This window comes from Flavobacterium sp. (assembly GCF_004211145.1).
Taxonomy (GTDB): domain Bacteria; phylum Bacteroidota; class Bacteroidia; order Flavobacteriales; family Flavobacteriaceae; genus Flavobacterium.
In genome coordinates this window covers 87,548-111,231 of record NZ_SEBS01000001.1, presented here as the reverse complement: position 1 = coordinate 111,231, position 23,684 = coordinate 87,548, and the positions used below count along the sequence as shown (strand labels likewise).

19 protein-coding genes are annotated in these 23,684 nt (G+C 49.0%); 14 read left to right on the top strand and 5 right to left on the bottom strand.

Annotated elements, in window-relative coordinates; genetic code table 11:
• Positions 1-59 precede the first annotated feature (59 nt).
• Genes EOO50_RS00470 through EOO50_RS00435 form a run of 8 tightly spaced genes read left to right on the top strand, consistent with a single transcriptional unit; the run spans position 60 to position 8,588 of the window.
• Positions 60-2,513, top strand: coding sequence for a heavy metal translocating P-type ATPase metal-binding domain-containing protein (locus EOO50_RS00470; protein WP_290836835.1), 2,454 nt, complete (start codon positions 60-62; stop codon positions 2,511-2,513).
• A 23-nt stretch (positions 2,514-2,536) separates the two neighbouring features.
• Positions 2,537-2,713: a cbb3-type cytochrome oxidase assembly protein CcoS gene (gene ccoS / locus EOO50_RS00465; RefSeq protein WP_290836833.1), complete on the top strand. Its 177-nt coding sequence runs from the start codon at positions 2,537-2,539 to the stop codon at positions 2,711-2,713.
• A gap of 1 nt (position 2,714) precedes the next feature.
• Positions 2,715-4,898, top strand: coding sequence for a cytochrome-c oxidase, cbb3-type subunit I (gene ccoN / locus EOO50_RS00460; RefSeq protein WP_290836831.1), 2,184 nt, complete (start codon positions 2,715-2,717; stop codon positions 4,896-4,898).
• Positions 4,899-4,901: 3 nt separating this feature from the next.
• On the top strand, positions 4,902-5,075 hold the full coding sequence (locus EOO50_RS00455; protein WP_290836829.1) for a CcoQ/FixQ family Cbb3-type cytochrome c oxidase assembly chaperone: 174 nt from the start codon (positions 4,902-4,904) through the stop codon (positions 5,073-5,075).
• A gap of 7 nt (positions 5,076-5,082) precedes the next feature.
• A complete protein-coding gene (locus EOO50_RS00450) occupies positions 5,083-6,024 on the top strand; it encodes a cbb3-type cytochrome c oxidase N-terminal domain-containing protein (RefSeq protein ID WP_290836827.1) in 942 nt (313 codons plus the stop codon).
• Between the two features lies 1 nt (position 6,025).
• Positions 6,026-7,435, top strand: a complete 1,410-nt coding sequence (gene ccoG, locus EOO50_RS00445; RefSeq protein WP_290836825.1) for a cytochrome c oxidase accessory protein CcoG — start codon at positions 6,026-6,028, stop codon at positions 7,433-7,435.
• A gap of 11 nt (positions 7,436-7,446) precedes the next feature.
• Positions 7,447-7,887, top strand: coding sequence for a FixH family protein (locus EOO50_RS00440; protein WP_290836823.1), 441 nt, complete (start codon positions 7,447-7,449; stop codon positions 7,885-7,887).
• The gene (locus EOO50_RS00435; RefSeq protein ID WP_290836821.1) at positions 7,887-8,588 is read left to right on the top strand and encodes a sulfite exporter TauE/SafE family protein; all 702 of its coding nucleotides are present in this window, start codon (positions 7,887-7,889) and stop codon (positions 8,586-8,588) included. The genes EOO50_RS00440 and EOO50_RS00435 overlap by 1 nt, the downstream gene beginning before the upstream one ends.
• A gap of 265 nt (positions 8,589-8,853) precedes the next feature.
• On the opposite strand, the gene hemN is transcribed toward EOO50_RS00435, so the two are convergent.
• The 3 genes from hemN to EOO50_RS00420 form a co-directional block, all read right to left on the bottom strand.
• Entirely contained in the window at positions 8,854-10,218 is a 1,365-nt protein-coding gene (gene hemN, locus EOO50_RS00430; protein ID WP_290836819.1) for an oxygen-independent coproporphyrinogen III oxidase, read from the bottom strand.
• A gap of 78 nt (positions 10,219-10,296) precedes the next feature.
• Complete coding sequence (locus EOO50_RS00425) at positions 10,297-10,977, bottom strand: Crp/Fnr family transcriptional regulator (RefSeq protein WP_290836817.1); 681 nt, start codon at positions 10,975-10,977, stop codon at positions 10,297-10,299.
• A gap of 154 nt (positions 10,978-11,131) precedes the next feature.
• Entirely contained in the window at positions 11,132-11,596 is a 465-nt protein-coding gene (locus EOO50_RS00420; protein WP_290836815.1) for a PA2169 family four-helix-bundle protein, read from the bottom strand.
• Between the two features lie 136 nt (positions 11,597-11,732).
• Between EOO50_RS00420 and EOO50_RS00415 the strand changes: the two genes are divergently transcribed.
• The gene (locus tag EOO50_RS00415; protein ID WP_290836813.1) at positions 11,733-12,887 is read left to right on the top strand and encodes a DUF3095 domain-containing protein; all 1,155 of its coding nucleotides are present in this window, start codon (positions 11,733-11,735) and stop codon (positions 12,885-12,887) included.
• Here the strand turns inward: EOO50_RS00415 and EOO50_RS00410 are convergent.
• Both EOO50_RS00410 and EOO50_RS00405 read right to left on the bottom strand, forming a co-directional pair.
• Entirely contained in the window at positions 12,865-13,710 is an 846-nt protein-coding gene (locus EOO50_RS00410; RefSeq protein ID WP_290836811.1) for a tyrosine-type recombinase/integrase, read from the bottom strand. The genes EOO50_RS00415 and EOO50_RS00410 overlap by 23 nt on opposite strands.
• A gap of 295 nt (positions 13,711-14,005) precedes the next feature.
• A complete protein-coding gene (locus tag EOO50_RS00405) occupies positions 14,006-14,692 on the bottom strand; it encodes an NUDIX domain-containing protein (protein ID WP_290836809.1) in 687 nt (228 codons plus the stop codon).
• Positions 14,693-14,932: 240 nt separating this feature from the next.
• Here EOO50_RS00405 and EOO50_RS00400 point away from each other — a divergent pair, with 240 nt between their 5' ends.
• The 5 genes from EOO50_RS00400 to EOO50_RS00380 all read left to right on the top strand — a co-directional run bounded on the left by EOO50_RS00400 (position 14,933) and on the right by EOO50_RS00380 (position 23,683).
• Positions 14,933-17,968, top strand: coding sequence for a TonB-dependent receptor (locus EOO50_RS00400; protein ID WP_290836807.1), 3,036 nt, complete (start codon positions 14,933-14,935; stop codon positions 17,966-17,968).
• An 18-nt stretch (positions 17,969-17,986) separates the two neighbouring features.
• A complete protein-coding gene (locus tag EOO50_RS00395; RefSeq protein ID WP_290836805.1) occupies positions 17,987-19,552 on the top strand; it encodes a RagB/SusD family nutrient uptake outer membrane protein in 1,566 nt (521 codons plus the stop codon).
• A 63-nt stretch (positions 19,553-19,615) separates the two neighbouring features.
• Positions 19,616-21,157 (top strand): alpha-L-arabinofuranosidase C-terminal domain-containing protein, encoded by a 1,542-nt coding sequence (locus EOO50_RS00390; protein WP_290836803.1) that lies wholly within the window; start codon positions 19,616-19,618, stop codon positions 21,155-21,157.
• 1 nt (position 21,158) lies between these two features.
• The gene (locus EOO50_RS00385) at positions 21,159-22,763 is read left to right on the top strand and encodes an arabinan endo-1,5-alpha-L-arabinosidase (RefSeq protein WP_290836801.1); all 1,605 of its coding nucleotides are present in this window, start codon (positions 21,159-21,161) and stop codon (positions 22,761-22,763) included.
• Positions 22,763-23,683: a glycoside hydrolase family 43 protein gene (locus tag EOO50_RS00380; protein WP_290836800.1), complete on the top strand. Its 921-nt coding sequence runs from the start codon at positions 22,763-22,765 to the stop codon at positions 23,681-23,683. Before EOO50_RS00385 ends, EOO50_RS00380 begins: the two co-directional genes overlap by 1 nt.
• Position 23,684 lies beyond the last annotated feature (1 nt).

Here is a 23,684-nt window from a genome sequence, read left to right as displayed (position 1 = left end):
ATTGTCATAGTTTGACCGAATTGCCAGCCTGAACTTTGCTCCAGGTAAATTGAGCAAAAATGACCTTACGAAACTGTTTCCACTGCGGGCTGACGTTCACGCCTGCGAGCGAAGTGCGTTTTGACGAAAAATCTTTTTGTTGCAACGGTTGCAAGACCGTGTACGAGATTTTCAGCGCGAACGACCTTTCGGCCTATTACGACATACAGCAATCTCCGGGCGCGACGCCGTTGGACTTGCAAGGCAAATACGATTTCCTCGAGAACGAAAAAATCGTCGCGAAACTTCTTGAATTCGACGAAGGAAATACGAAAGTCGTATCGTTGCACATTCCGCACATCCATTGCAGTTCGTGCATTTATTTGCTGGAGAATTTGCACAGGCTGGCAAGTGGCGTGGTGAATTCCGTGGTGAATTTTCGGCAGAAATCCGTCCGAATTGCCTATCACAACGACGAAACGAACCTCAAATCAATCGTCACATTGCTATGTAAAATCGGCTATGAGCCCAATATCACGCTCGACGATTATGGAAAGCAAAAGAAAACCACAAACAAATCGCTCACGATAAAACTTGGTGTCGCATTTTTTTGCTTCGGAAACATCATGTTGCTATCGTTTCCCGAGTATTTCGAAGTCAATGAATTTTGGCTCGACCAATACAAAGGTTTCTTCCGACTTTTGATTTTCGTAATCTCGCTTCCCGCGTTTCTGTATTCGGCGAGTGAGTATTATTCGATCGCGTGGAAAAGTATTAAGTCCGGATTTTTAAGCATCGAAATCCCGATTGCGCTCGGTATCGTCGTGATGTTCGCGCGAAGCGTTTCCGACATGTTCTTCAACCACGGCCCGGGTTTTTTCGATAGCATGGCCGGCCTGATTTTCTTCATGTTGCTCGGCAAGACCTTCCAGGCCAAAACCTACGATTTCCTGAGTTTCGAACGCGATTACAAATCGTATTTTCCCGTAGCGGTCACGCAGATTTTGTCCGATCGAACTGAAGTCAACGTCCCGATCTACGAAATCCAAAAAGGAAACCGAATCCTCGTGCGCAACCAGGAAATCATTCCGTGCGACGGCATCTTGATTTCAGGCGACGCCAAGATCGACTACAGTTTCGTGACCGGAGAAGCGATTCCCGTGAGCAAAATTTCGGGCGACAAGATTTTCGCGGGCGGCCGACACATTGGGATTCCGGCCGAAATTGAAACCCTGTGCGCAGTTTCCCAAAGCTATTTGACGCAATTGTGGAGCCACGAGATTTTTAGGAAATCGAACGAACAAAAACTACAATCGATCACCGATTCGATCAGCCGTTATTTCACGCCCGCGCTGCTGCTGGTCGCAATCTCGGGATTTTTGTATTGGTGCTTTTTCGACATGCAAACCGCGTGGAACGTGTTTACCGCCGTGCTGATCGTCGCGTGTCCGTGCGCGTTGGCGTTGACCGCTCCGTTTACGTTGGGCAATCTGATCCGAATCATCGGACGCCAAAAACTGTATCTCAAGAACGCGTCGGTACTCGAACGGATGGCGCGCGCCGATACGATCGTTTTCGACAAGACGGGAACACTCACGACGTCAAGTTCGTCGACCATCGCGTATCAAGGAACTGAGCTTTCAGGCTTCCAGATCGCTTGCATAAAGAAAGCCGTGCGCGCTTCGAATCATCCGTTAAGCCGCATGTTGTATGATTTTTTGCCCGACTTCAATGTTTCGGCTCCCGATGTTTTCGAGGAAATTCCATCGCACGGAATTCACGCGATTTTCGACGGAATCGATCTCAAGATCGGTTCGGCCTCCTTTACCGACGCGTCAAAATCGGCTTTCACCGAAACTGCCGTCCACATAAACTGCAATGGGAATCACCTCGGGAAATTCATTTTCTCGAACCAATACAGGAGCGAGCTGCCCGAATTGTTGCGGCAATTGAACACGCATTTTAAACTCGCGGTGCTTTCAGGCGACAACGAAGGCGAACGCAAAAACCTGCAAAAATTATTGCCACGCGGAACCCAGATGGCTTTCGACCAAACGCCCGAACAGAAACTCGAATTCATCAAAAACCTGCAGGGACAAGGCAAAAAAGTAATCATGATCGGCGACGGTTTGAATGACGCGGGCGCGCTTGCCCAGAGCGATGTCGGGATCTCGATAGCTGAAGACATCAACATTTTCTCACCCGCCTGCGACGCAATCCTAGACGCGTCGGCGTTTGGCAAGATCGCGAATTTCCTCGCGTTGTCGCGCAAGGGAATGTTGGTCATCAAGTTGAGTTTCGGGTTGTCGTTGCTGTACAATGTCGTCGGGTTGTCGTTCGCTTTCACCGGAAATCTGTTGCCGCTCGTGGCCGCCATCATCATGCCGCTGAGCACGATCACGATCGTGAGTTTCGTGACGCTCGCCGGAAATATTTTCGCGCGAACGACACGCGTAAAGACGCACGAGACAAGGGATTCGAAAACTTCCGAACGCATGATAAATGTCATAGTTTCGGCTGAACCCGCGCACTAATTTTGTCCAATAAAACAGGTATTATGAGCGTAATCTATCTTTTAATCTGCGTGAGCATTTTCGTCGCCGTATGCTTTTTCGCCGTGTTTGTCGCGGCCGTGAAAGTCGGTCAATTTGAAGACACGTACACGCCGTCAGTGCGTATGCTTTTCGACGACGAAACCAAAATCGAAACCAAAAACCATGACAAACCCGAATAGTATGGAGATCCAACAATTTTATTACGACAATAAAATCGTCAAGAAATTTATCTACGCGACCATTTTGTTCGGCGTCGTGGGAATGGTCGTCGGGCTATTGCTCGCGTTCCTGTTTTTGTTCCCGAATCTCACCGAGGGAATTTCATGGCTGAGTTTCGGCCGACTGCGACCGCTGCACACGAACGCGGTCATTTTCGCCTTTGTAGGAAACGCGATGTTCGCGGGAATTTATTATTCGCTGCAACGCTTGCTCAAAGCGCGGTTGTACAGCAACTTCTTGAGCAACCTGCACTTTTGGGGCTGGCAATTGATCATCGTGGCAGCCGCTGTTTCGTTGCCGCTCGGGATTACGACGTCGAAGGAATACGCCGAACTCGAATGGCCGATAGACATTGCGATCGCGCTCATCTGGGTCGTATTCGGAATCAACATGATCGGGACGGTTTTACGCCGACGCGAACGCCATTTGTATGTGGCCATCTGGTTTTACCTCGCGACTTTCGTAACGGTCGCCGTACTACATATTTTCAACAGCCTGGAACTTCCTGTTTCATTTACCAAAAGTTATTCGGTCTACGCAGGCGTCCAGGATGCGCTCGTGCAATGGTGGTACGGACACAACGCCGTCGCGTTTTTCCTCACGACGCCGTTCCTTGGATTGATGTATTATTTCGTGCCCAAAGCCGCGAACCGTCCCGTGTATTCGTACCGACTTTCGATCATTCACTTCTGGTCGCTGATCTTCATCTATATTTGGGCCGGGCCGCATCACTTGTTATATTCGGCTTTACCGACCTGGGCGCAAAACCTCGGTGTCGTGTTCTCGATCATGCTCATCGCGCCGTCTTGGGGCGGAATGATCAACGGCTTGTTGACCTTGCGCGGCGTTTGGGATAAAGTCCGGACCGAACCTGTTCTAAAATTCTTCGTCGTCGCGATCACGGGTTATGGAATGGCGACGTTCGAAGGCCCGATGCTGTCGCTCAAAAACGTAAATGCAATCGCGCATTTCACTGATTGGATCATCGCCCACGTCCACGTCGGAGCGCTCGCCTGGAACGGATTCATGGCGTTCGGCATGATTTATTGGCTCGTTCCGCGTTTGACAAAAGGCGAATTGTTCTCGAAAAAACTCGCGAATTTCCATTTCTGGATTGGGACGTTGGGAATCATCTTGTACACGCTTCCGATGTATGTCGCCGGTTTCACCCAAGCCTCGATGTGGAAGCAATTCAATCCTGACGGAACGCTCACCTACGGAAACTTCCTCGAAACCGTCAACCAAATCATCCCAATGTACTGGATGCGTGCCGTGGGCGGAACCATGTATCTGATCGGAATCATCGTGCTCGTGTACAACATCTGGAGAACCGTCAAAGCAAACGCCGCCGTCGAGGACGAGTTGGCCGAAGCACCTGAATTGCAACGCATCAGCCTGCAACGTCTGAAAGGCGAGAAATTCCACCCGTGGCTCGAGCGTCGCCCGATACAATTGACGATTCTCGCGACCGTCGCGATCCTGATCGGTGGCGTGATCCAGATCGTGCCCACCATCATGGTTAAGTCGAACATCCCGACGATCGCGAGCGTGAAACCGTATTCGCCTCTCGAACTCGAAGGCCGTGATTTGTATATCCGTGAAGGCTGCGTTTCCTGTCATTCGCAAATGGTTCGTCCGTTCCGAAGCGAAGTCGAACGCTACGGACCGCAGTCGAAAGCCGGCGAATTCGTGTACGACCATCCGTTCCTTTGGGGCTCGAAACGAACTGGTCCGGATTTGCTTAGAGTCGGACAAAAGTACAACGACAACTGGCATTTCAACCACATGTACGATCCGCAAAGCACGTCTTCAGGTTCGATCATGCCGTCGTACAAATGGCTGTTCGATAATAAGCCGCTCGACATTTCAGGCACCGAGGCGAAGATGCGCACGATGAAACAACTCGGAGTTCCGTATTCAGAACGCGATATCGTCGAAGCCAAGCAGAACATGGAAATCCAGTCGGACGAAATCGAAAAAAACCTGCTTGAGGATCCCGATTTCGCCAAAAGCTACGAGGCAAGCAAGAAAGCCGCCGCTGCAAAAGGCGAAACGTTCACGCCGGTTTCCAAACGCGAAATCACCGCGCTTATCGCCTACATCCAAAAACTGGGCACCGACATCAAAGTAAAACCTAAAAAATAAGTCATGTTCGAACAAATAAAACACAGCATGGAAACCATTTCGGGAGTCGCGATTTACCCGATCGTATCGCTGAGCATCTTTTTCGTGTTCTTCGTCGTGCTCGGATTTTGGGTCGCGTCCTACAAAAAACAAAAAATCGAAGAACTGAGTCAAATTCCCTTAAACGAGGACAAATAATCACATCATGAAAAAGTTTTTTCCCGCATGGTTGAGAGTTTCGCTGATCTTTATCGCGATTGTCGGAGGCATTGAATATTACGTAGATTCGGGCGAACTGCCTGCGTTTGTCAAGTTTCCGATGATTTCGCTCGTGCTGTTGGTCATCCTGGTTTTCCTGATTGCGATTGAGATGACATGGGCCGCCGTCGAAAACGTGATGTACCAACTTATGTCCGACGAGCAAAAGAAGTCCGCCGACATCGAACAAAATACGCCGTTCACGCAAACTGCATTCTACAAAAACTTGATGCAGAAACTCATGCGCACAAAACCGATCGAAAGTGAAGGCGAATTGCTGCTGAATCATGATTATGACGGCATCAAGGAACTTGACAATACGTTGCCGCCTTGGTGGGTATATCTTTTTTATGCGACGATATTTTTCGGTGCGGTCTATTTGATCCGATTCGAGGTCATTGGCGCCGACGACCAGGAAACCGAATTGCGCAAGGAAATGGCACAAGCCAAAATCGACGTCGAGGAATGGAAGAAAACCGCTCCCGACCAAATGAACGAGGAGAAGGTCACGTTGCTCACATCGGCCGATGATCTGGCCAAAGGCAAAGTGATTTTCCAAACGAGTTGCGTCGCGTGCCATCGCGTGGATGCGGGCGGACAGATCGGCCCAAACCTGACTGACGAATATTGGATCCTGGGCGGCGGCATCAAAAACGTTTTCCACACGATCACGAACGGAGGCCGCGACGGCAAAGGGATGATCGCGTGGAACAGCACGTTGAAACCGACCGAAATACAACATGTAGCGAGTTACGTGCTGTCATTGCAAGGCACGAAACCTGTTGATCCTAAAGCGCCCGACGGTGAACTCTGGATAGATAAGACCGTCGCACCCGACAGCACGAAATCAGCGGCAAGCAAGCCAATCGCCGCACTCGAAAAGAAATAATATGCCAGACAACCAGTCGTTTCGCGATTCGATTTCGACCATAGACGAGACCGGAAAACGCAATTTTATTTTTCCGAAAAAGCCGTCGGGTAAGTTTTACGAGTATCGCAAAATCGTGAGTTATGTGTTGCTTGCTTTCCTGGCGTCGGCGCCATTCGTGAAGATCAACGGCAACCAGTTTCTGCTGTTCAATGTGATCGGGCGCAGATTCAATTTTTTCGGGTTTCCATTTTGGCCGCAGGATTTCTACCTCGTCGTGATCGGGATGATCATCATGGTCGTGTTCGTGGCGCTGTTCACCGTAGTATATGGACGTTTGTTTTGCGGATGGATTTGTCCGCAGACGATTTTCCTCGAAATGGTCTTCCGACGCATCGAATACTGGATCGACGGCGATCGCGGCGCCCAACAAAGATTGGAGAATCAATCCTGGAATGCCGAAAAAATCCGTAAACGTTCATTCAAATTCGCACTGTTTTTTCTCGTTTCGTTCCTGATCGCAAACATTTTCCTCGCGTATTTGATCGGCTCGGACGAATTGATCAGGATCGTGGAAGACGGCCCGAAATCGCACGTCGGGAACTTCATCACGTTGCTGCTGTTTACAATCGTTTTTTACTTCGTGTACGCGTGGTTCCGCGAACAAGTCTGCATCATCGCTTGCCCATACGGAAGGCTGCAGGGCGTGCTGCTCGACAACAAATCGATCAATGTCGTGTACGATTTCGTGAGGGGCGAAAAATCCGAAGGCCGCGCGAAATTCAAGAAAAATGAAGACCGCGTCGCGTCGGGAAAAGGCGATTGCATCGATTGCCGGTTGTGTGTTAATGTTTGTCCGACGGGAATCGACATCCGCAACGGAACCCAGCTCGAATGCACCAATTGCACGGCTTGCATCGACGAATGCGATACGATTATGAAAGGCGTCGGACTGCCAAATGGTTTGATTCGGTACGCGTCTGAAGATGAAATCGAGAAGAAGGAAAAGTTCCGGTTTACGCTGCGCATGAAAGGTTACACGGCGGTTTTGCTCGTTCTGATGAGCGTTTTCGCGATTCTGCTCGCATTGCGCACCGACGTTGAAGCGTCGATCCTGAGATTGCCCGGACAATTGTTCGAACACAAAGGCGAAGACATCCGCAACATTTATACGTTCCGGATCCTGAACAAAACGTCAGCGGCGTATGAAAACGTGCACATCGAACTGCTGTCGCCCAAAGGAAAAATTGAAACGATCGGCAATGTCCAGTCGCATATCGAAAAACAAAAAACGGTACAGGGAACGATTTTCGTCGAAATTCCCGCCGCATTGCTCTCGGGCGATAAGACAAAAGTCGAGTTCGGGATTTACAGTGGAAAAAAATTGATCAGCACACAAAAGGCCACGTTTTTAGGCCCCAGAACTTTTTAAAATACGATATCATGAAAATTAATTGGGGAACGGGAATCGTGATTGCTTTCGGGCTTTTTATGACATTTATTTTGTACTTCGTGTTTGAAGTGCAATCGAACTCGAAATACGACAACGAACTCGTCGTGCAGGAATATTACAAACACGACACGAAATTCAGCGAGGAATTCGACAAGCTGCAGAACGCGGCCGATCTTTCCCAAAAACCTGAAATCGTGTCAACGGATGAGGGCGTGCGCATCGACTTCGCGCACGACCTTAAAAATATATCAGGAAAAGTGTCCTTTTACCGACCGTCGGCCAGCAAACTGGATTTTGAAACCTCAATTCCAAGATCCGGAACATATTTGCTCATACCTGTTTCGCGCCTGGCTGGCGGTCAGTGGGACATTACGCTCGAATGGACCGAGTTCGGGAAAACCTATATGATCAAAAAAGAAATCTATCAATAATGTTGCTCGCCGCGCTTATATTGGGATTGACGAGCAGTTTGCATTGCATCGGTATGTGCGGGCCGATCGCGCTCATGTTGCCGTTGGACCGACAAAATCCGACGCGTAAAGCCGTTCAATTGTTCGCCTATCACATCGGTCGATTGTCGTCGTATGCGATGCTCGGACTGGTTTTCGGTCTCGTCGGACGCGGCCTGTATCTCGCGGGTTTCCAACAAAAGTTATCGCTGTTCATGGGAATTATCGTGATCCTGATCGCAGTTGTGCCCGAGCGAAAATGGGCAATGGTCAACGGTTCGGGTTTGATCTTCCGATTGATCTCGAAAGTAAAAACCGCGATGGGAAAACAATTCAAAAATGGAAGCGTGTCGAGCGTATTCTTCATCGGAACCTTGAACGGATTGCTGCCGTGCGGAATGGTTTATACGGCGCTTTTCGGAGCGATCGCGCTGCAGACTGCGGGTTTGGGAGTGTTGTTCATGTTGGTTTTCGGCATTGGAACTTTACCGCTCATGGCCGGAATACAGTATTTGTATGTTCACCTGAGCTTGAACCTTAGGAAAAGGATGGCGCGAGTTGTGCCCGTAATGGCCGTTTTCGTGGGGAGTTTGTTTATTCTGCGCGGTCTTGGATTGGGAATTCCTTTCGTCTCACCCGCGACGATGTCGTTGCTCGTCAAGGCGTTTCCTGATTGTCAGTAGAAAGTTGATAGTTGAAGTTGAAAAAGCCGCTTTTATAGAGCGGCTTTTTTGTAGAAAACATCGACCTGATAATTAATAATGGTTACGATATTTGAAGTTGTCGGGCTGTAATCAGAAAAATTTATACTTCTCTCAAATCCCTAAAACACTCGAAATTCCCAGTTAGCGCAATCAACACAGTTAAGAAAAAGCCATAATCTTCAACATTGAAGTCTCAACTATTCTCAACTATCTTAACTGTTCAAAAATCAAACTTCCCTTAAAATTAAATCGTTGTCGAAAATACGTTTCGTTCCGGTTCCGTCCGCGTCATGCGCAAATCGAACGCCATGCAGACATTGCGCAAAAACGGCCGGCCGGTCTCGGTAATTTTTATGACGTTACCTTTGATCGTAACGAGCCCGTCGTTTTGGAGTTCGATGAGTTTTTCCATCACGTTCGCGAGCGTTTTGAATTGCATGTCGCGGTCTTCCCAAGACGTTTCCAGGAAACATGTAAGGTTCAAAATATGTTTCCGAATCGTCAGATCTTCAGCCGTGAGCGTATGTCCTTTCACGACGGGAAGCGCGTCCCATTCGAGCATCTGGTAGTAATCCTCGAGATTCTTGACGTTCTGCGCGAAACTGTACCAACTGTCGGAAATCGAAGAAACGCCAAGCCCGATCATGAGCTGCGTTTTCGACGCGTTGTATCCCATGAAGTTCCGATGCAACGACCCGTTTTTAGCCGCCTTGAACAAACTGTCGGTCGCCAACGCGAAATGATCCATGCCGATCTCGTAATAACCGTGCTGGGAAAGCATGTTTTTTCCCGTCTCATATAAATCGCGTTTTTGCGCATCCTTTGGGATGTCTTCGTCCCGAAATCCGCGTTGTCCGTTGCCTTTTAGCCACGGCACGTGCGCGTAACTGTAAAACGAGATGCGGTCGGGATGCAGCGAATACGTCTTTTCAATCGTGTCGATGATCGCTTCTTTCGTCTGGAACGGAAGCCCGTAAACCAAATCGTGGCCAACCGAAGTATAACCGATCTCGCGCGCCCAAAGTGTCACTTTCGCCACATTCTGAAACGGTTGCACACGATTGATCGCTTGTTGCACAATCTCGCAATAATCCTGCACGCCGAAACTCACGCGTCGGAAACCAAGTTCGTACAGTTTTTCAAGATGTTGTCTCGTCGTATTGTTCGGATGGCCTTCGAAACTCATTTCGCAGTTTTGGGTGCGTTCAGCGCTCGAGAAAATCCCATTGATAAGATCTTCGAGATTTTGGGACGAGAAAAACGTCGGAGTTCCGCCACCCAAATGCAATTCGGCGATGCGCGGACGTTCGCCCAAAAGTCGGCAATACAATTTCCACTCTTTCAAAATCGCCTTGATATACGTCGTTTCGACCGAATGATTCTTCGTAATTCGCTTGAAACAACCGCAAAACGTGCACATGCTTTCGCAAAACGGCAAATGGATGTAAAGGCTGATTCCCTCAATTGCATTGGTTTCCAGAAATGAGCGGCACAGATTGTCTTTCCAGCTTTCGACGCCAAAAAACGATTCGTCCCAATATGGAACTGTTGGATAGCTCGTGTAGCGCGGGCCGGGAACGTTGTATTTGCTGAATAGGGAAGTGTTCATAATCTGGATTTTATCGTCCAAAATTATGAGGTTCAGATTCGGGAAAATATGATATTTATCAGATGCACGCGACGCAAATCAATGCGCGATCTTGCGCAGCACTCCGGGATTTACAATCGTGATCTTCTTGCCGTCGAGTTTTATCGCGCCTTCTTTGTTGAGTTCCGACAGCAATCGGATGCAGCTTTCAGTCGCCGTCCCGATTATGCTCGCGATTTCCTCACGCGACAATTGCAACTTGAGGCTTTTGTCTGGGTTCGTCCCGAAATTTTCCTCGAGATACAGCAACGTTTGGGCAAGGCGTTCGCGTACGGTTTTTTGCGCCATATTGACCAGGATGTCGTCGGCGTCCTTCAAATCTCCGCAAATCGTCCGCATCACCGACATCGAGAAATTGTTGTTCTGGTTGAAGAAGTTAAGGATTTCGCTCCTCGGGATAAAACAGACCGTCATATCTTCAAGTGCGACCGCGCTCAGGTTTGCGGGTTCTTCACTGATGAGCGAACGCTGCCCGAGCAATTCTCCTTTTTTGGCGAGTTTCACGATCTGGTCTTTGCCGTTCTCGCTGAGTTTCGTCATTTTGCAGACGCCATCCTTGACACAGAAAACGCCGTTCACGACTTCGCCTTCCTCAAAAATAGGTTCGCCTTTCTTGACGATTTTCGAAGTCTTGCAATCGGCCATGTGCAAAAGCTCCTGTTTCGTAAGCGCTTTGATGGAACTGAATTCCCGAACGATACATTGCTCACATTTGCTCATGGCTGAAATTTTTCGCAAAAGTAAGGAAATCAGTGTCGGTAGCAGCCGTTTCGCGCAAAAATGTCGTCACAATAATGTAGCTGGAACGCGACGTTCTAAAATAAAAAAAGCCTTGTAAAATTCTCTACAAGGCTTTCTCAGTTGTCGCGAAAAGCTATTCGGAATCGCGCAACATTTTTACTTTATCGTGGTCGGCACGCAATTTCGCCTGCTGGTTTTGGATCATCGAAATTTGTTCCGACGACAATTCTTCGCGATGGTTTTCGAGGACATCGGTGTACGCTTCCTGCGCTTTGTCTTCACCGAATTCGCACGATTTCAAGATCTCGTGGCGGTTGTTTCCGGTCAAGGCCGCTTTCACGTCCATCCACGCGCGGAAGAATTTTCCGGTGACGCGCGTTCCTTCTTCAGGTTCGCCGCCAAGACGCGTGATTTCAGATCTGAGCTCGGGCAACACTTGCTCGCTCGTACCTTTCAATCCTGAGAAAAGGCTTTTCAATTCGGCCGAATCGGTTTCTTTTGCAGCCGTTTCATAACCTTCGACGCGATCATTGTTGATTTCGATTAGACTGTTGATTGCTTTTATCGCTTTTTCGCTGTCAATTGCTACTCTGTCCATAATAGTTGTGTTTTAGATTTATCATTTATGTAAAGTTCATCATTACCTAAGGAGTTTGCCTTACGCAATTCGCCTCGTCTGTTGTACGATTTAAAAAACATCGCCTCGATTGATATTTTTATCTAACTTGGTTGTGATGGAAAACGCCACGAACGAACAATTTTATACGAACCTGCAGCCCAACAAAATGCGACTTGGCGAATTGCTCGTCCGGGACGAATTGTTCCATGATTTTCCGATAGACTGGACCGTCATCATCACCGACATCAAGAATTCCACGCAAGCCGTATTCGGCGGACAGCACGAAAATGTCAACCTGCTCGCCACGGGAAGTATCGTCACGGTGCTCAACATCGCGTACAAAGACAACATCACGATCCCGTTTTTCTTTGGTGGCGACGGCGCGACATTCCTCGTTCCGCCTTCGTTGTGCGAGAAAGCGTTACGCGCACTTTCGTTGTTCAGGGAAAATACGTTGGCGAATTTCAACCTCGAGATCCGCGTCGGGCAAGTTCCCGTGAGGCAGATCGTCGAAAGCGGAAACAAACTGCGCATCTCCAAATTCCACAATTCCAAAGTATTTTCGATTCCCGTAATTTTGGGCGACGGACTCATCTATGCCGAAAAAATCATAAAAGGATCCGATTATCCCGCCGAGGATTTCGCGCCTCCCGAATCCGATCTCGACCTGAGCGGAATGCAATGCCGTTGGGACCACATTTCGCCTCCTGAAAACAAGGAAGAAATCGTGACGCTGTTGGTTATCGCGAACGACGAGGCGAAACAGCCCAAAATCTTCAGCCGCATCATGGACAAGCTCGATGAGGTTTATGGAAACGGTCAGGCGCGACAACCGATCTCGGTCACCAAACTTCGACTCAAGACCACGTTCGGGAAGCTTCGGGCCGAAATGCGCGTGAAACTCGGCAAAATAAAACTGTTCGAATTGCTGCGTGAAAAGATCATCTCGTGGTACGCGTACATTTACTTCCGAACGATCAAAGGCAAGAAATACCTCGAACGACTCGTCGACATGTCGGACACTTTGGTACTCGACGGGAAAATCAACACCGTGATTTCAGGAAACGCCAAACAACGCAAGAAACTCGAACGCTTCCTCGAACAACTCGAAGCCTCGGGCGACATACTTTTCGGGATGCACATGAGCCAGGCCTCGGTGATGTCGTGCTATGTGCGCGATCTCGAGGACGGACATATCCATTTCGTCGACGGAGCCGAGGGCGGTTATACGTCGGCGGCGCGAGTGCTTAAGGCGAAACTTGCAAAGTAGCCTCGATTTTCTCGGTGCTTTCCTTTACGCTTTTCACGAAATACGGGCAAATCCCGTGTTTGAATTCGGGTTCGCGCAAGCCGTAAAGCGTGTCGAGCGGGCTGAATGCCAAGCCGCGACCCGTTTGGGCCACATGGAGATAAATCATCGTGGTTTCGATTTTAGAATGTCCCAATAAATCTTTGATGCTTACGATATCGAGACCGTCCTCGAGCAAATGGGTCGCGAATGTGTGGCGAAGCGTGTGCACGGACACGTCCTTTGTGATGTCGGCTTTGAGGCACGCTTGTTTGATCACCCAATAAACTCCGCGGTTGGAGTAGCGGGAATCGAAATCTCCGCCGGCTCGTCCAACAGGTTTTCCATTGAACAGGTAGTTGATTGGTTTTGCTTTTTTCAGGTAGATTTTGACTTCGTCGGCCAAGATGTTACTCAGCGGAACATACCGATCTTTTTGACCTTTTCCCTTTCGGATATGGATGGTTTTTCGGTCGAAATCTATATCGGACGTTTTTAAGTTCCGAGCTTCGAAACATCGCAGGCCACAGCCATAGATCAAATGCAACAGCACGCGATGCTTTGGCAAAGTCGTGACCGAAATCAGCCGTTTCATTTCTTCTTTACTCAGAACAACGGGAAGCGATTTGCTTTTTTTGATCGACGGCATCGCAAGATAGCGGTCTTGCAAACCTTCCATTTTATAAGCGAAACGAAGTCCGTAAACGGCAAATTTAAAAAAGGATTTCGATGGGGAAGTCGGTCGTTGCGCGGCTTCGGATAAATACTCCTCTACGTCACGCATTGGGATTTCGGTGGGCAACATGCCGTAACAGTTTGCAATCCTTGCCAAATGGTAGGAATAACCGTGTAACAAACTTTGGCTTTTGCCAGCGATAATGATTTTTTGTTCAACGCGTTTGTGGAATTCTAAGTAACCCGGAATGTTCGCACAAGCTTTCTCAATAAGATTTAGTTTTTTTTCATCTTGTTAAATGTTAGACCGCGAAAATAGTGACGAAATCGCATCGCATGTCCATAAAAAACGATCCCTGAATTTAGAATATCAGAAACTCAGGCACTCAGGCACTCAGGCACTCAGGCACTCATTTCCTCAGGCACTAAAGTTTAAACGCAAATCCTTCCTTAACCTTATTCCCATACTTCACCTCATCAAACATGTACAAAAACGATCCTTTTCGGGACGAGTTCATGTCCTTTTCCTCGGTTTTCAAAAGGATGTCGAGCGAATTGATCTTGTTGATGAAATTGCGTTTGTCGAGTTTTTCGCCCAAAATCGCCTCGTACAAGATCTGAAGTTGTTTCATCGTGAATTTCGCGGGAAGCAATTCGAATCCGATGGGTTTGGTGAGCGCGCGTCGCCGGAGTCGGAGCATCGCATTCGAAACCATGGCTTTGTGGTCGAAAATCAAACTCGGCGCTTCGTCAATATTGAACCATTTGGCCGAGAAGTCGCTGTTTAGTGTCGTCGAATTCTCGGAGGCATTGATAAGCGCATAGTACGAAACCGAAACAGTTCGTTCAACGGGATCGCGATCGATCGCGCTGTAAGCACGCAATTGTTCGAGGTAGACATCGTGCAATCCTGTCAGGTGATTAAGCACGCGATTCGCGGCATCGTCGAGGGTTTCGTCTTTTTTGAGGAATCCGCCCATTAGTGACCAGCGTCCGCGTTCGGGCTCGAAATCTCTTTTTATGAGCAAAATTTTCAGGTTTTTCTTATCGAATCCGAAAATAATACAATCTACGGCGAGTAAAATTTTGTCTTGGTCCTGATAATTTTCCATGCGCTAATAATCTGAAATCAGGGGCAAGATAACCACAAACCCCGAATAAAACAAGGATTCACACTTATTCGGCAAACTGAGGATTTGACAAAAGTAAACGATGTAGTATTGACAGGTTCTCAATTTATTAGTGTTAAAATTTCACTTATGAAAAAAAAATTCTTGCTTTTCTTAAAACTTTAACTAAATTTGGAAGTGTAAAAAACACATTTATTTAACTAAACAAATCTTTAACTGATTATGATGACACTAACCAAGTTGTTAAAATGCGCTTCAGGCAGTCTCGCGAGAGTACGGTTTGCAGGAGTCGTATTGCTGTTTTCGATTTTGGGCATGAGCGCCCAGAGTCCTGTTAGCGGTACGATCACTGCGTCCGATACGGGAATGCCATTGCCAATGGCAAACGTAGCCGTTAAAGGAAGCACCAATGCAATCGCCTCAGATATCGACGGAAAATATGAGATTTCCGCCAAGTCAGGTGACATTCTTGTTTTCTCATTCGTCGGATTCGTTTCGCAGGAAGTAAAACTCGCCGGCCAAACTAAAATCGACATCAAATTGTCGCCCGATGAAAATACTTTGAATGAAGTAGTCGTAATCGGATACGGTACGCAGAAGAAATCCGACCTGACCGGCGCGATTTCAGTTGTCGATGTCGATGACGCCAAAAAAACCGTCACGCATGATGTCGCCAAGATGTTGCAAGGACAAGTTGCGGGCGTGACCGTCCAATCTTCGGGTGAGCCTGGAGGTTTCGTGAACATCAAGATCCGCGGTGCTTCGTCATTGACCAATAACAACCCGACATTCGTTATCGACGGCGTGATCGTGGACGATCCATACGATTTCGCTCCGGGCGACATCGAGTCGATGCAGGTGCTTAAAGATGCATCGGCGGCAGCGATCTACGGTGTTCGTGGTGCGGGCGGTGTAATCATTATCACGACCAAAAAAGGGAAAAACGGCAAACTGAACATCAACTTGAAGTCGGTTGTCGGATTCCAGAACGTAGCGAAGAAACTTTCGCTTACTGATCGTGAGCAATATCAGCAGATCGCAAACGAGGCTTGGGTCGCCGATCCGATCAACCTTAACGTTCCGCTTCCCGGAAATGATCCGACGAGCGAATTTTATATAGACGACGTGAATACGGATTGGCAGGATGCCGCTTTCCGCACGGGACAATTGCAAAACCAGGCGATCAATCTTGCCGGAGGAACTGAAACGTTCAACTTCAGCCTCAACCTCGACCGATTCGAAAACACGAGTTATGTGCGTTCGCCTCAGGAATATGTGCGTACGTCTACGAATTTGAACCTCGGAGGAAAACTCGGCAAGTTCAGGTTCGGTGCAAAACTTTCGTATTCCGATTCGAACAAGGACAGTTTCAGCGAATACTTGCCCGGAACATCGAATATCCTAAACCTTTTACAGGCGATTCCGACTATGCCCGTGTACGATGAAAACCGTCTTGGCGGATACGGAGGTGCCGACAACTTCACGCAACGCGCCATCACGTTGAACGTCATCGGATGGAACAACCTCGTCAAGAACGAAGGCTACCGCGACCGTTTCCTGGGTAATGTTTGGGGAGAATTCGAAATCCTAAACGGTTTGAAGTACAAGTTGAGCTTGAGTGCCGACCAATTGCATTACGGAAACCGTTTCTTTGTTCCGCCGAGTGATTTGGGCTGGTATTATATTACGACAAACGACGAGGCATCGCTTGACGTCGACAACGGTAAAAACCAACGCACGATCATCGATAACTTGCTTACCTATGACCGCACTTTTGGAAAACACCACATAGAATTACTCGGAGGTTATGTACAGGAACGCAACGACCGTTACCGTCATTGGTCACGTGGCGTAGGTTTCCAACCGGGTGAGATCGCACATCTTGAATACGCCGACAACAATTCGGCAGGAGAATATGAAGCCGTCGAAACACGCGTTTCCTACCTGGGGCGTGCGATCTATACGTTCGACGACCGCTACATCATTCAAGGAACATGGCGTCAGGACCGTTCTTCACTTTTCCCTGAGCAGAATAACGCAGGTGATTTCTACTCGGTGAGCGGCGCTTGGAAAATCCACAACGACTTCAAGCTTCCGTCTTGGTGGACTGCTGCGAAATTGCGCGGAGGTTACGGTTTGACGGGTAACAACGCTATCGGGCCATACTTTTTCTCACAAACGGTCAACGCATTCTCGAGCTACGATTTCAACGACCAGACCGCACCGGGAACAACGAACGTGGCGCGTTTGGATCAGAACATCAGCTGGGAAACGACAAAAACGGCCAACGTCGCTCTTGAAACGGCATTCTTCAACAACAAGTTGACTTTCTCAGCCGAATATTTCGTGAAGACGTCTGAAGATATCCTCGCTCCCGTGCCACTTCCTTTTTCAACGGGTTCTTTCCCTGCGCAAATCGTGACCAACGCGGCGACATTCAAGAACTACGGATGGGAATTCGCCTTGGGTTACCAGAATCAGGACAGGGAATTCAAATACGGGATTTCGGCCAACTTGGGAACGATCAAGAATAAGGTGTTGAAGATCGGGGACGACAATTTGCCTCTTTTCGGAATCAATTCGAAAACAGAGGTCGGGCGTTCACTCGGAGAACTTTTCGTCTATCAAACTGAAGGAATTTTCCAAAACCAAGCCGAAATCGACGCACACGCTTTCCAAGCGAACGCCGTTCCGGGTGACGTGAAATTCAAGGACGTTAACGGAGACGACATCATCAACGATGAAGACCGTACGTACCAAGGAACAACAATCCCTAAAATCTCTTACGGAATAAACGCGAATGCAAGCTATAAAGGTGTTGATTTGTCGATTTTCCTTCAAGGAGTCGGAGGAAACAAGATCTACAACAGCATGTACAACGCGTTGATGACAAGCGGATTGAATAATTACAGCACTGACTTGGTTGACCACTGGACAGTCGACAACACCGACACGAACGTGCCGCGCGTCGATTACCGCGACCTTAACGGAAACTCACGCCCGTCGAACCGTTTCGTGGAAAGCGGTAATTACTTGAGGATACAGAGCGTGGAACTTGGCTATACATTGCCATTGAAAGATTTATTCATCAAAAGAGCCCGTGTTTATGTATCAGGCCAAAACCTGTACACGTTCACGAACTACCGCGGTTTGGATCCTGACATCAACTACAACGGAAACGTGCTTTCACGCGGTGTTGACGGCGGTTCATTCCCGAACCCACGCGGAGTCCTTTTTGGAGTTGACATTAGTTTTTAATAAGAAAAAAATTGAATCATGAAGAACGTAAATTTTAAACTATTCTTGTTGACACCGGTTTTGAGCCTGCTCATGATTGGTTGTGTCAGCGAAGACGATTTGGTACAGCTGGATCCGAACAACGAATCCGAAAGCACATTCTGGCAAGACGAAAACGATGCGTTGCTCGGCGTGAATGCCGTGTACGGAAGTTTGCTTACCGACGGAACCTACATGCGAAGCACACCGCTTTTGCTTGACCTTAAAGGCGACGACACGCGCAGTAATTCACCGTGGGCGGCCATGGCGAACGTAGGCCGTTTCAATTCAAGTATCGCCGATGCCGCGATCTACGGTTGGGCGTTTGAAACCTACTATCAGGGAATCTACCGCGCCAATCAGGTTTTGGCGCATGTTCCTGATATTACATTTGCCGACGAAGCGTACAAGAACCGAATCTTAGGCCAGGCCTATTTCCTTCGCGGGCTGTATTTCTTCCACGCCGTGAACATGTTCAAACGCGTGCCTTTGCCATTGGACAATTCACAGTTGTACAATGCCCAGAAAACCGAGGAAGAAGGTTGGGCGCAAGTCAAAGCCGATTTCCAAATGGCGGCCGACCTGCTTCCGAACAATTACGACGAAGTAACCGGAGCCGATCAAGGTCAGAAAGGTCGCGCCACGAAAGGTGCTGCAATCGCATATTTAGGGAAAGCGCATTTGTTCACCGGAGATTTCGAAAGCGCGAGACAAGCATTCCAAACCGTGATCAGCTCGAATCAATATTCGTTGGTTTCAAATTACCGCGACAACTTTACGACTGCGAACGAGAACAACTCCGAATCTATTTTCGAGGTACAGTTCAGCCGCAGCGCCGGAGGTGTCGATCTAGGTTGGGGCGGAGTTCCCGCTTCAGGTTGGGGGAAAACGTCGGCTCGTGCGATCACGTATGCGCCGCGCAACTTCGGATGGACCGACGTGCAGCCAAGCTGGACTTTGTATAACGAGTTCTTGCTTGAACCTACGACCGGGGGAGACGTAGATCCACGCCTCGACGCCACGATGTTCTACAACAAGCCGGGCGGCATGATGTTATACGGTCAGGATTTCGCGACGTTTTATGCGAACAGTCCGTCTGATCTGAACGAACTTTTCTGTCGCAAATACCAAAACTCTGATGGTGAATTCGCCAACGAATACGACTGGCGCTCGGGAATCAACGAACGTTTGATGCGTTATTCCGACGTGTTGTTGATGTACGCCGAATGTCTGAACGAAGCTGGACAAACCGCCGATGCGTACCAGTATATCCAAATGGTCCGCTCACGTGTCGGGCTTCCTGATTTGGCCGTTGCGAATCCAGGCATGACACAGTCGCAAATGCGTGAACAGATCGGGCACGAGCGCATGTTGGAGTTCGCACTTGAAGGACACCGTTTCGACGACATCCGCCGTTGGGGATGGCTTCAGGATCCTGTAAAATTGGAGTGGCTCAAAGCGCGCGATGCCGAGTACAATACGTACGTTCCGGGTCACGAATTTTTCCCGATTCCGCAGTTGGAAATCGATAACAATCCAGGAACCACGCAAAACGACGGTTACTAAAAATCAAAAATTTGAAATTCATGGCAGGTATTTTTGCCTGCCATGTCTTTTTATCACACGATCATGTCAAAGAAAATCCTACTCCTGTTCCTTATTTCGGCCCTGTCGCCGATTTTCGCACAATCGCAGACCGCGGTCGTCACCGTTGCGCCCGATGCCGCAGCGCCAACCATCAGCAAACATATCTACGGACATTTTGCCGAACATTTGGGTCGTTGCATCTACGACGGTTTCTACGTGGGCGAGAAAAGCAAAATCCCGAACACGAACGGCGTGCGCAACGACATCATTCTGGCGTTGAAAGATTTGGGTGTTCCCAATTTGCGCTGGCCCGGAGGATGTTTCGCCGACACGTATCACTGGAAAAACGGAATCGGACCACGTGACGCAAGACCTTCCATGGTCAACCAATGGTGGGGCGGCGTGACTGAGGACAACAGCTTCGGGACCCACGATTTCCTTGGGCTTTGCGAAGCGATCGGAGCCGACCCGTACCTGGCTGCCAATGTCGGATCAGGAACCGTGCAGGAATTCACCGACTGGGTGCAATATGTAAACCATCCCGGAAATTCGCCCATGAGCGAACTGCGCAAAAAAAACAATCGTCAAGCACCTTGGGGCGTAAAGTTTTGGGGCGTCGGAAACGAAATGTGGGGTTGCGGCGGAAACATGACTCCCGAGTATTACGCCAATCTCTACAAGCAATACGCGACCTTCATGACCGATTGGAACAACACTGATAAACTGTTCCGAATCGCATCGGGCGCAAACGTAGCCGATTATCACTGGACCGAGGTTTTGATGCGCGACATCCCGAGAAACATGATCGAAGGCGTTGCGTTGCATTCGTATTCGTTCGTGGAATGGGACAAGAAAGGCTCGTCGACAGGATTTGACGAAACCCAATATTTCGCGACGATGAAGACGGCTCTCAAAATGGAAGAGCTCGTACAAAAACACAGCGACATCATGGACAAGTACGATGCCGCGAAGAAAACCGCGCTCGTGGTGGACGAATGGGGCGGCTGGTATGACGTTGAACCGGGCACGAATCCGGGTTTCCTGTATCAGCAGAATACGATGCGCGATGCGATGATCGCAGGAACGACATTGAACATTTTCAACAACCACAGCGACCGAGTCCGCATGGCGAACCTCGCGCAAACGGTTAACGTATTACAGGCCGTCATCCTGACAAAAGACGACAAAATGTTGCTTACGCCAACGTATCATGTGATGCATTTGTACAAAGTACATCAAGACGCGAAGTTGATCCCGATAAAAGTTTCAGGCCCGAATTATACGTTCGGAAAAGAAAATTTGCCCGCGATCTCAGCATCGGCATCTTCAAAGGATGGAAAAACACATATTTCATTGGTCAACATCGACGCTTCGAAAAAAATAACGACCGAAGTGAAACTCGACGCATTGAAACTCAAGAATTTCTCGGCCCAGATCATTTCGTCAGCCAAACTGCAAGACCACAACACATTCGACAAACCAAACGCGATCACGCCGAAGCCATTCAAGGATTTTACATACAAAAATGGCACGTTGAGCGTGAACATTCCGCCGTTTTCAGTAATCGTTTTTGAAGCAAATTAACATGAAAAACCACAACATTACAACGTATAAAGTATTCGCGACGGCTGTATTGATGGCGGCTTTCGTTTCTTGTTCCGATGAGGACAGCCCGAAAGATCCCGTTCCCGTCGATCCCACGGATCCGGTTTACGTGGAAACATTTCCGGGCCCGACATACCCTGACAATTACACATCGATCGCAGGTTGGGAAAACCGTGCCCAATGGAATCTGGCCAACGTGCACGATCCATCGGTCGTAAAAGAAGGCAATTATTTTTACATGTACCAAACCGACGCTTCGTACGGCAACGCACACGAAGGCCACGGTCATTTCCATAGCCGACGATCGACCGATCTGGTCAACTGGGAATACATCGGTTCCACGATGACGGCGGCTCCGGCTTGGGTCAAGGACACGATGAACAGCAAACGTGCGCAAATGGGACTGCCTGCGATCGACAATCCGTCGTTCGGATTTTGGGCGCCGTGTGTGCGAAAAGTCGGAAGCGTTTACAGAATGTATTACAGCATCGTCGTGAACAACCTGATCACGGGAACCGACCCGAATACATCCTGGGGCGAGCGTCCGTACATCGGACTTATGGAAACGACGAGCCTCGAATCGAACAATTGGGTCGATAAGGGAATGGTCGTCTGTTCGGAAACCGATGGCGCGACCGATTACATCCGAAGCGGCGGCAACGACTGGTATTCGTATTACAAATTCAACGGCATAGATCCGAGTTACATCATCACGCAGACCGGCGAGCACAAACTAATCTACGGTTCATGGATGACGGGAATCGCATCGCTCGACCTCGATCCCGCAACCGGAAAACCGACACAGCTCAACACGATAGACGACTACGGAACGCGAATCGCAGGCCGCGGAAATCTCGCGAACAACCGTTGGCAGGCGCTCGAAGGTGCTGAAGTCATCTACAATCCTGACACGGGTTATTATTATATGTTCGTCGCATACGATGAACTTTCGGTCGCCTACAATACGAGGGTCGCGCGTTCGCAAAACATCAACGGCCCATACTTGGGCTACAACGGCGAAGATGTTTCAGCGGGAGCCGAATGTTGGCCGATGTTGACGCATCCGTACGCATTCGGGACGCACACGGGTTGGGTCGGAATTTCGCATTGTTCGGTGTTTAAGGACGAGGCGACCGGAAAATGGTTCTTCGCTTCCCAAGGCCGACTTCCTGAAAATGTTCCGGGAATCAACGTCTCGAACGCTGTCATGATGGGTCACGTGCGCGAACTCCAATGGACATCTGACGGCTGGCCGACCGTAGCTCCCGAACGTTACGCCGCCGTGCCGCAAGTCGCGATCACGAACGCCGATCTCACGGGAACTTGGGACGTGATCACAATGGAATACCAATATCGACAAATACAACGCTCGGCTTCACTGGTATTGAACGCCAACGGAACATTTACGGGAGCTATGTCCGGAAACTGGGCGTACGACGACCAAACGCGAACGCTTATGCTCAACGATCAGGAATGTAAAGTCTCGAACGGTTGGGATTGGGAAGCCTCGCCACGTCGACGCACGATCACGATAAGTGGTTTCACGGGAACAGGAAGGCCAATTTGGGGGAAACGGAAATACTGATGAGAAAGTTGCTGTTATTCTTCCTCGTTTCAATTAGCTGTTCGGCTCAAAACCCGATCATAAAAGACGTGTATCTCGGCGATCCGGCCGCGCTCGTTCACAAGGATTCGGTGTATTTGTATGCGGGTCATGACGAAGCGCCCAACGATTTCAATTTTTATAAGATGAACGAATGGCACGTCTATTCGTCGGCTGATATGAAAACCTGGAAACCCCACAAAGTACCGCTCAAAGCGACCGATTTCAAATGGGCGAAAGGCGAGGCCTGGGCGTCGCAAGTCATCGAACGCAACGGGAAATTCTACTGGTATGTTACCGTCGAGCACGCGACGATTGCGGGAAAAGCCATAGGAGTCGCGGTTTCAGATTCACCTCTCGGCCCGTTTAAGGACGCTATCGGGAAGGCATTGATTACGAACGACATGACCAAACAAGTCGCGATCGCCTGGGACGATATCGACCCGACGGTTTTCATCGACGATGATAAGCAAGCCTATTTATACTGGGGAAACCAAGTGTGCAAATACGTCAAGCTCAACGAAAACATGACGGAATTCTCAGGAAGTATAACCGCCATAAAATTGCCGAATTTCACCGAGGCGCCGTGGTTGCATAAGCGCGGAAATTGGTACTATTTGTCATACGCTTACGAATTCCCCGAGAAGATCGCCTACGCCATGAGCAAATCGCCGACGGGGCCGTGGGAATACAAAGGAATTCTCAACGAACTCGCCGGGAACTGCAACACGAACCACCAGTCTATCATCGATTTCAAAGGCAAGTCGTATTTCATTTACCACAACGGCGCGGTCCAGCCAAACGGAGGAAGTTTCCGTCGCTCGGTATGCATCGATCAACTTTTCTACAATCCTGACGGGACCATGAAACGCGTGGTCATGACGTCTGAAGGCATAAAATAAT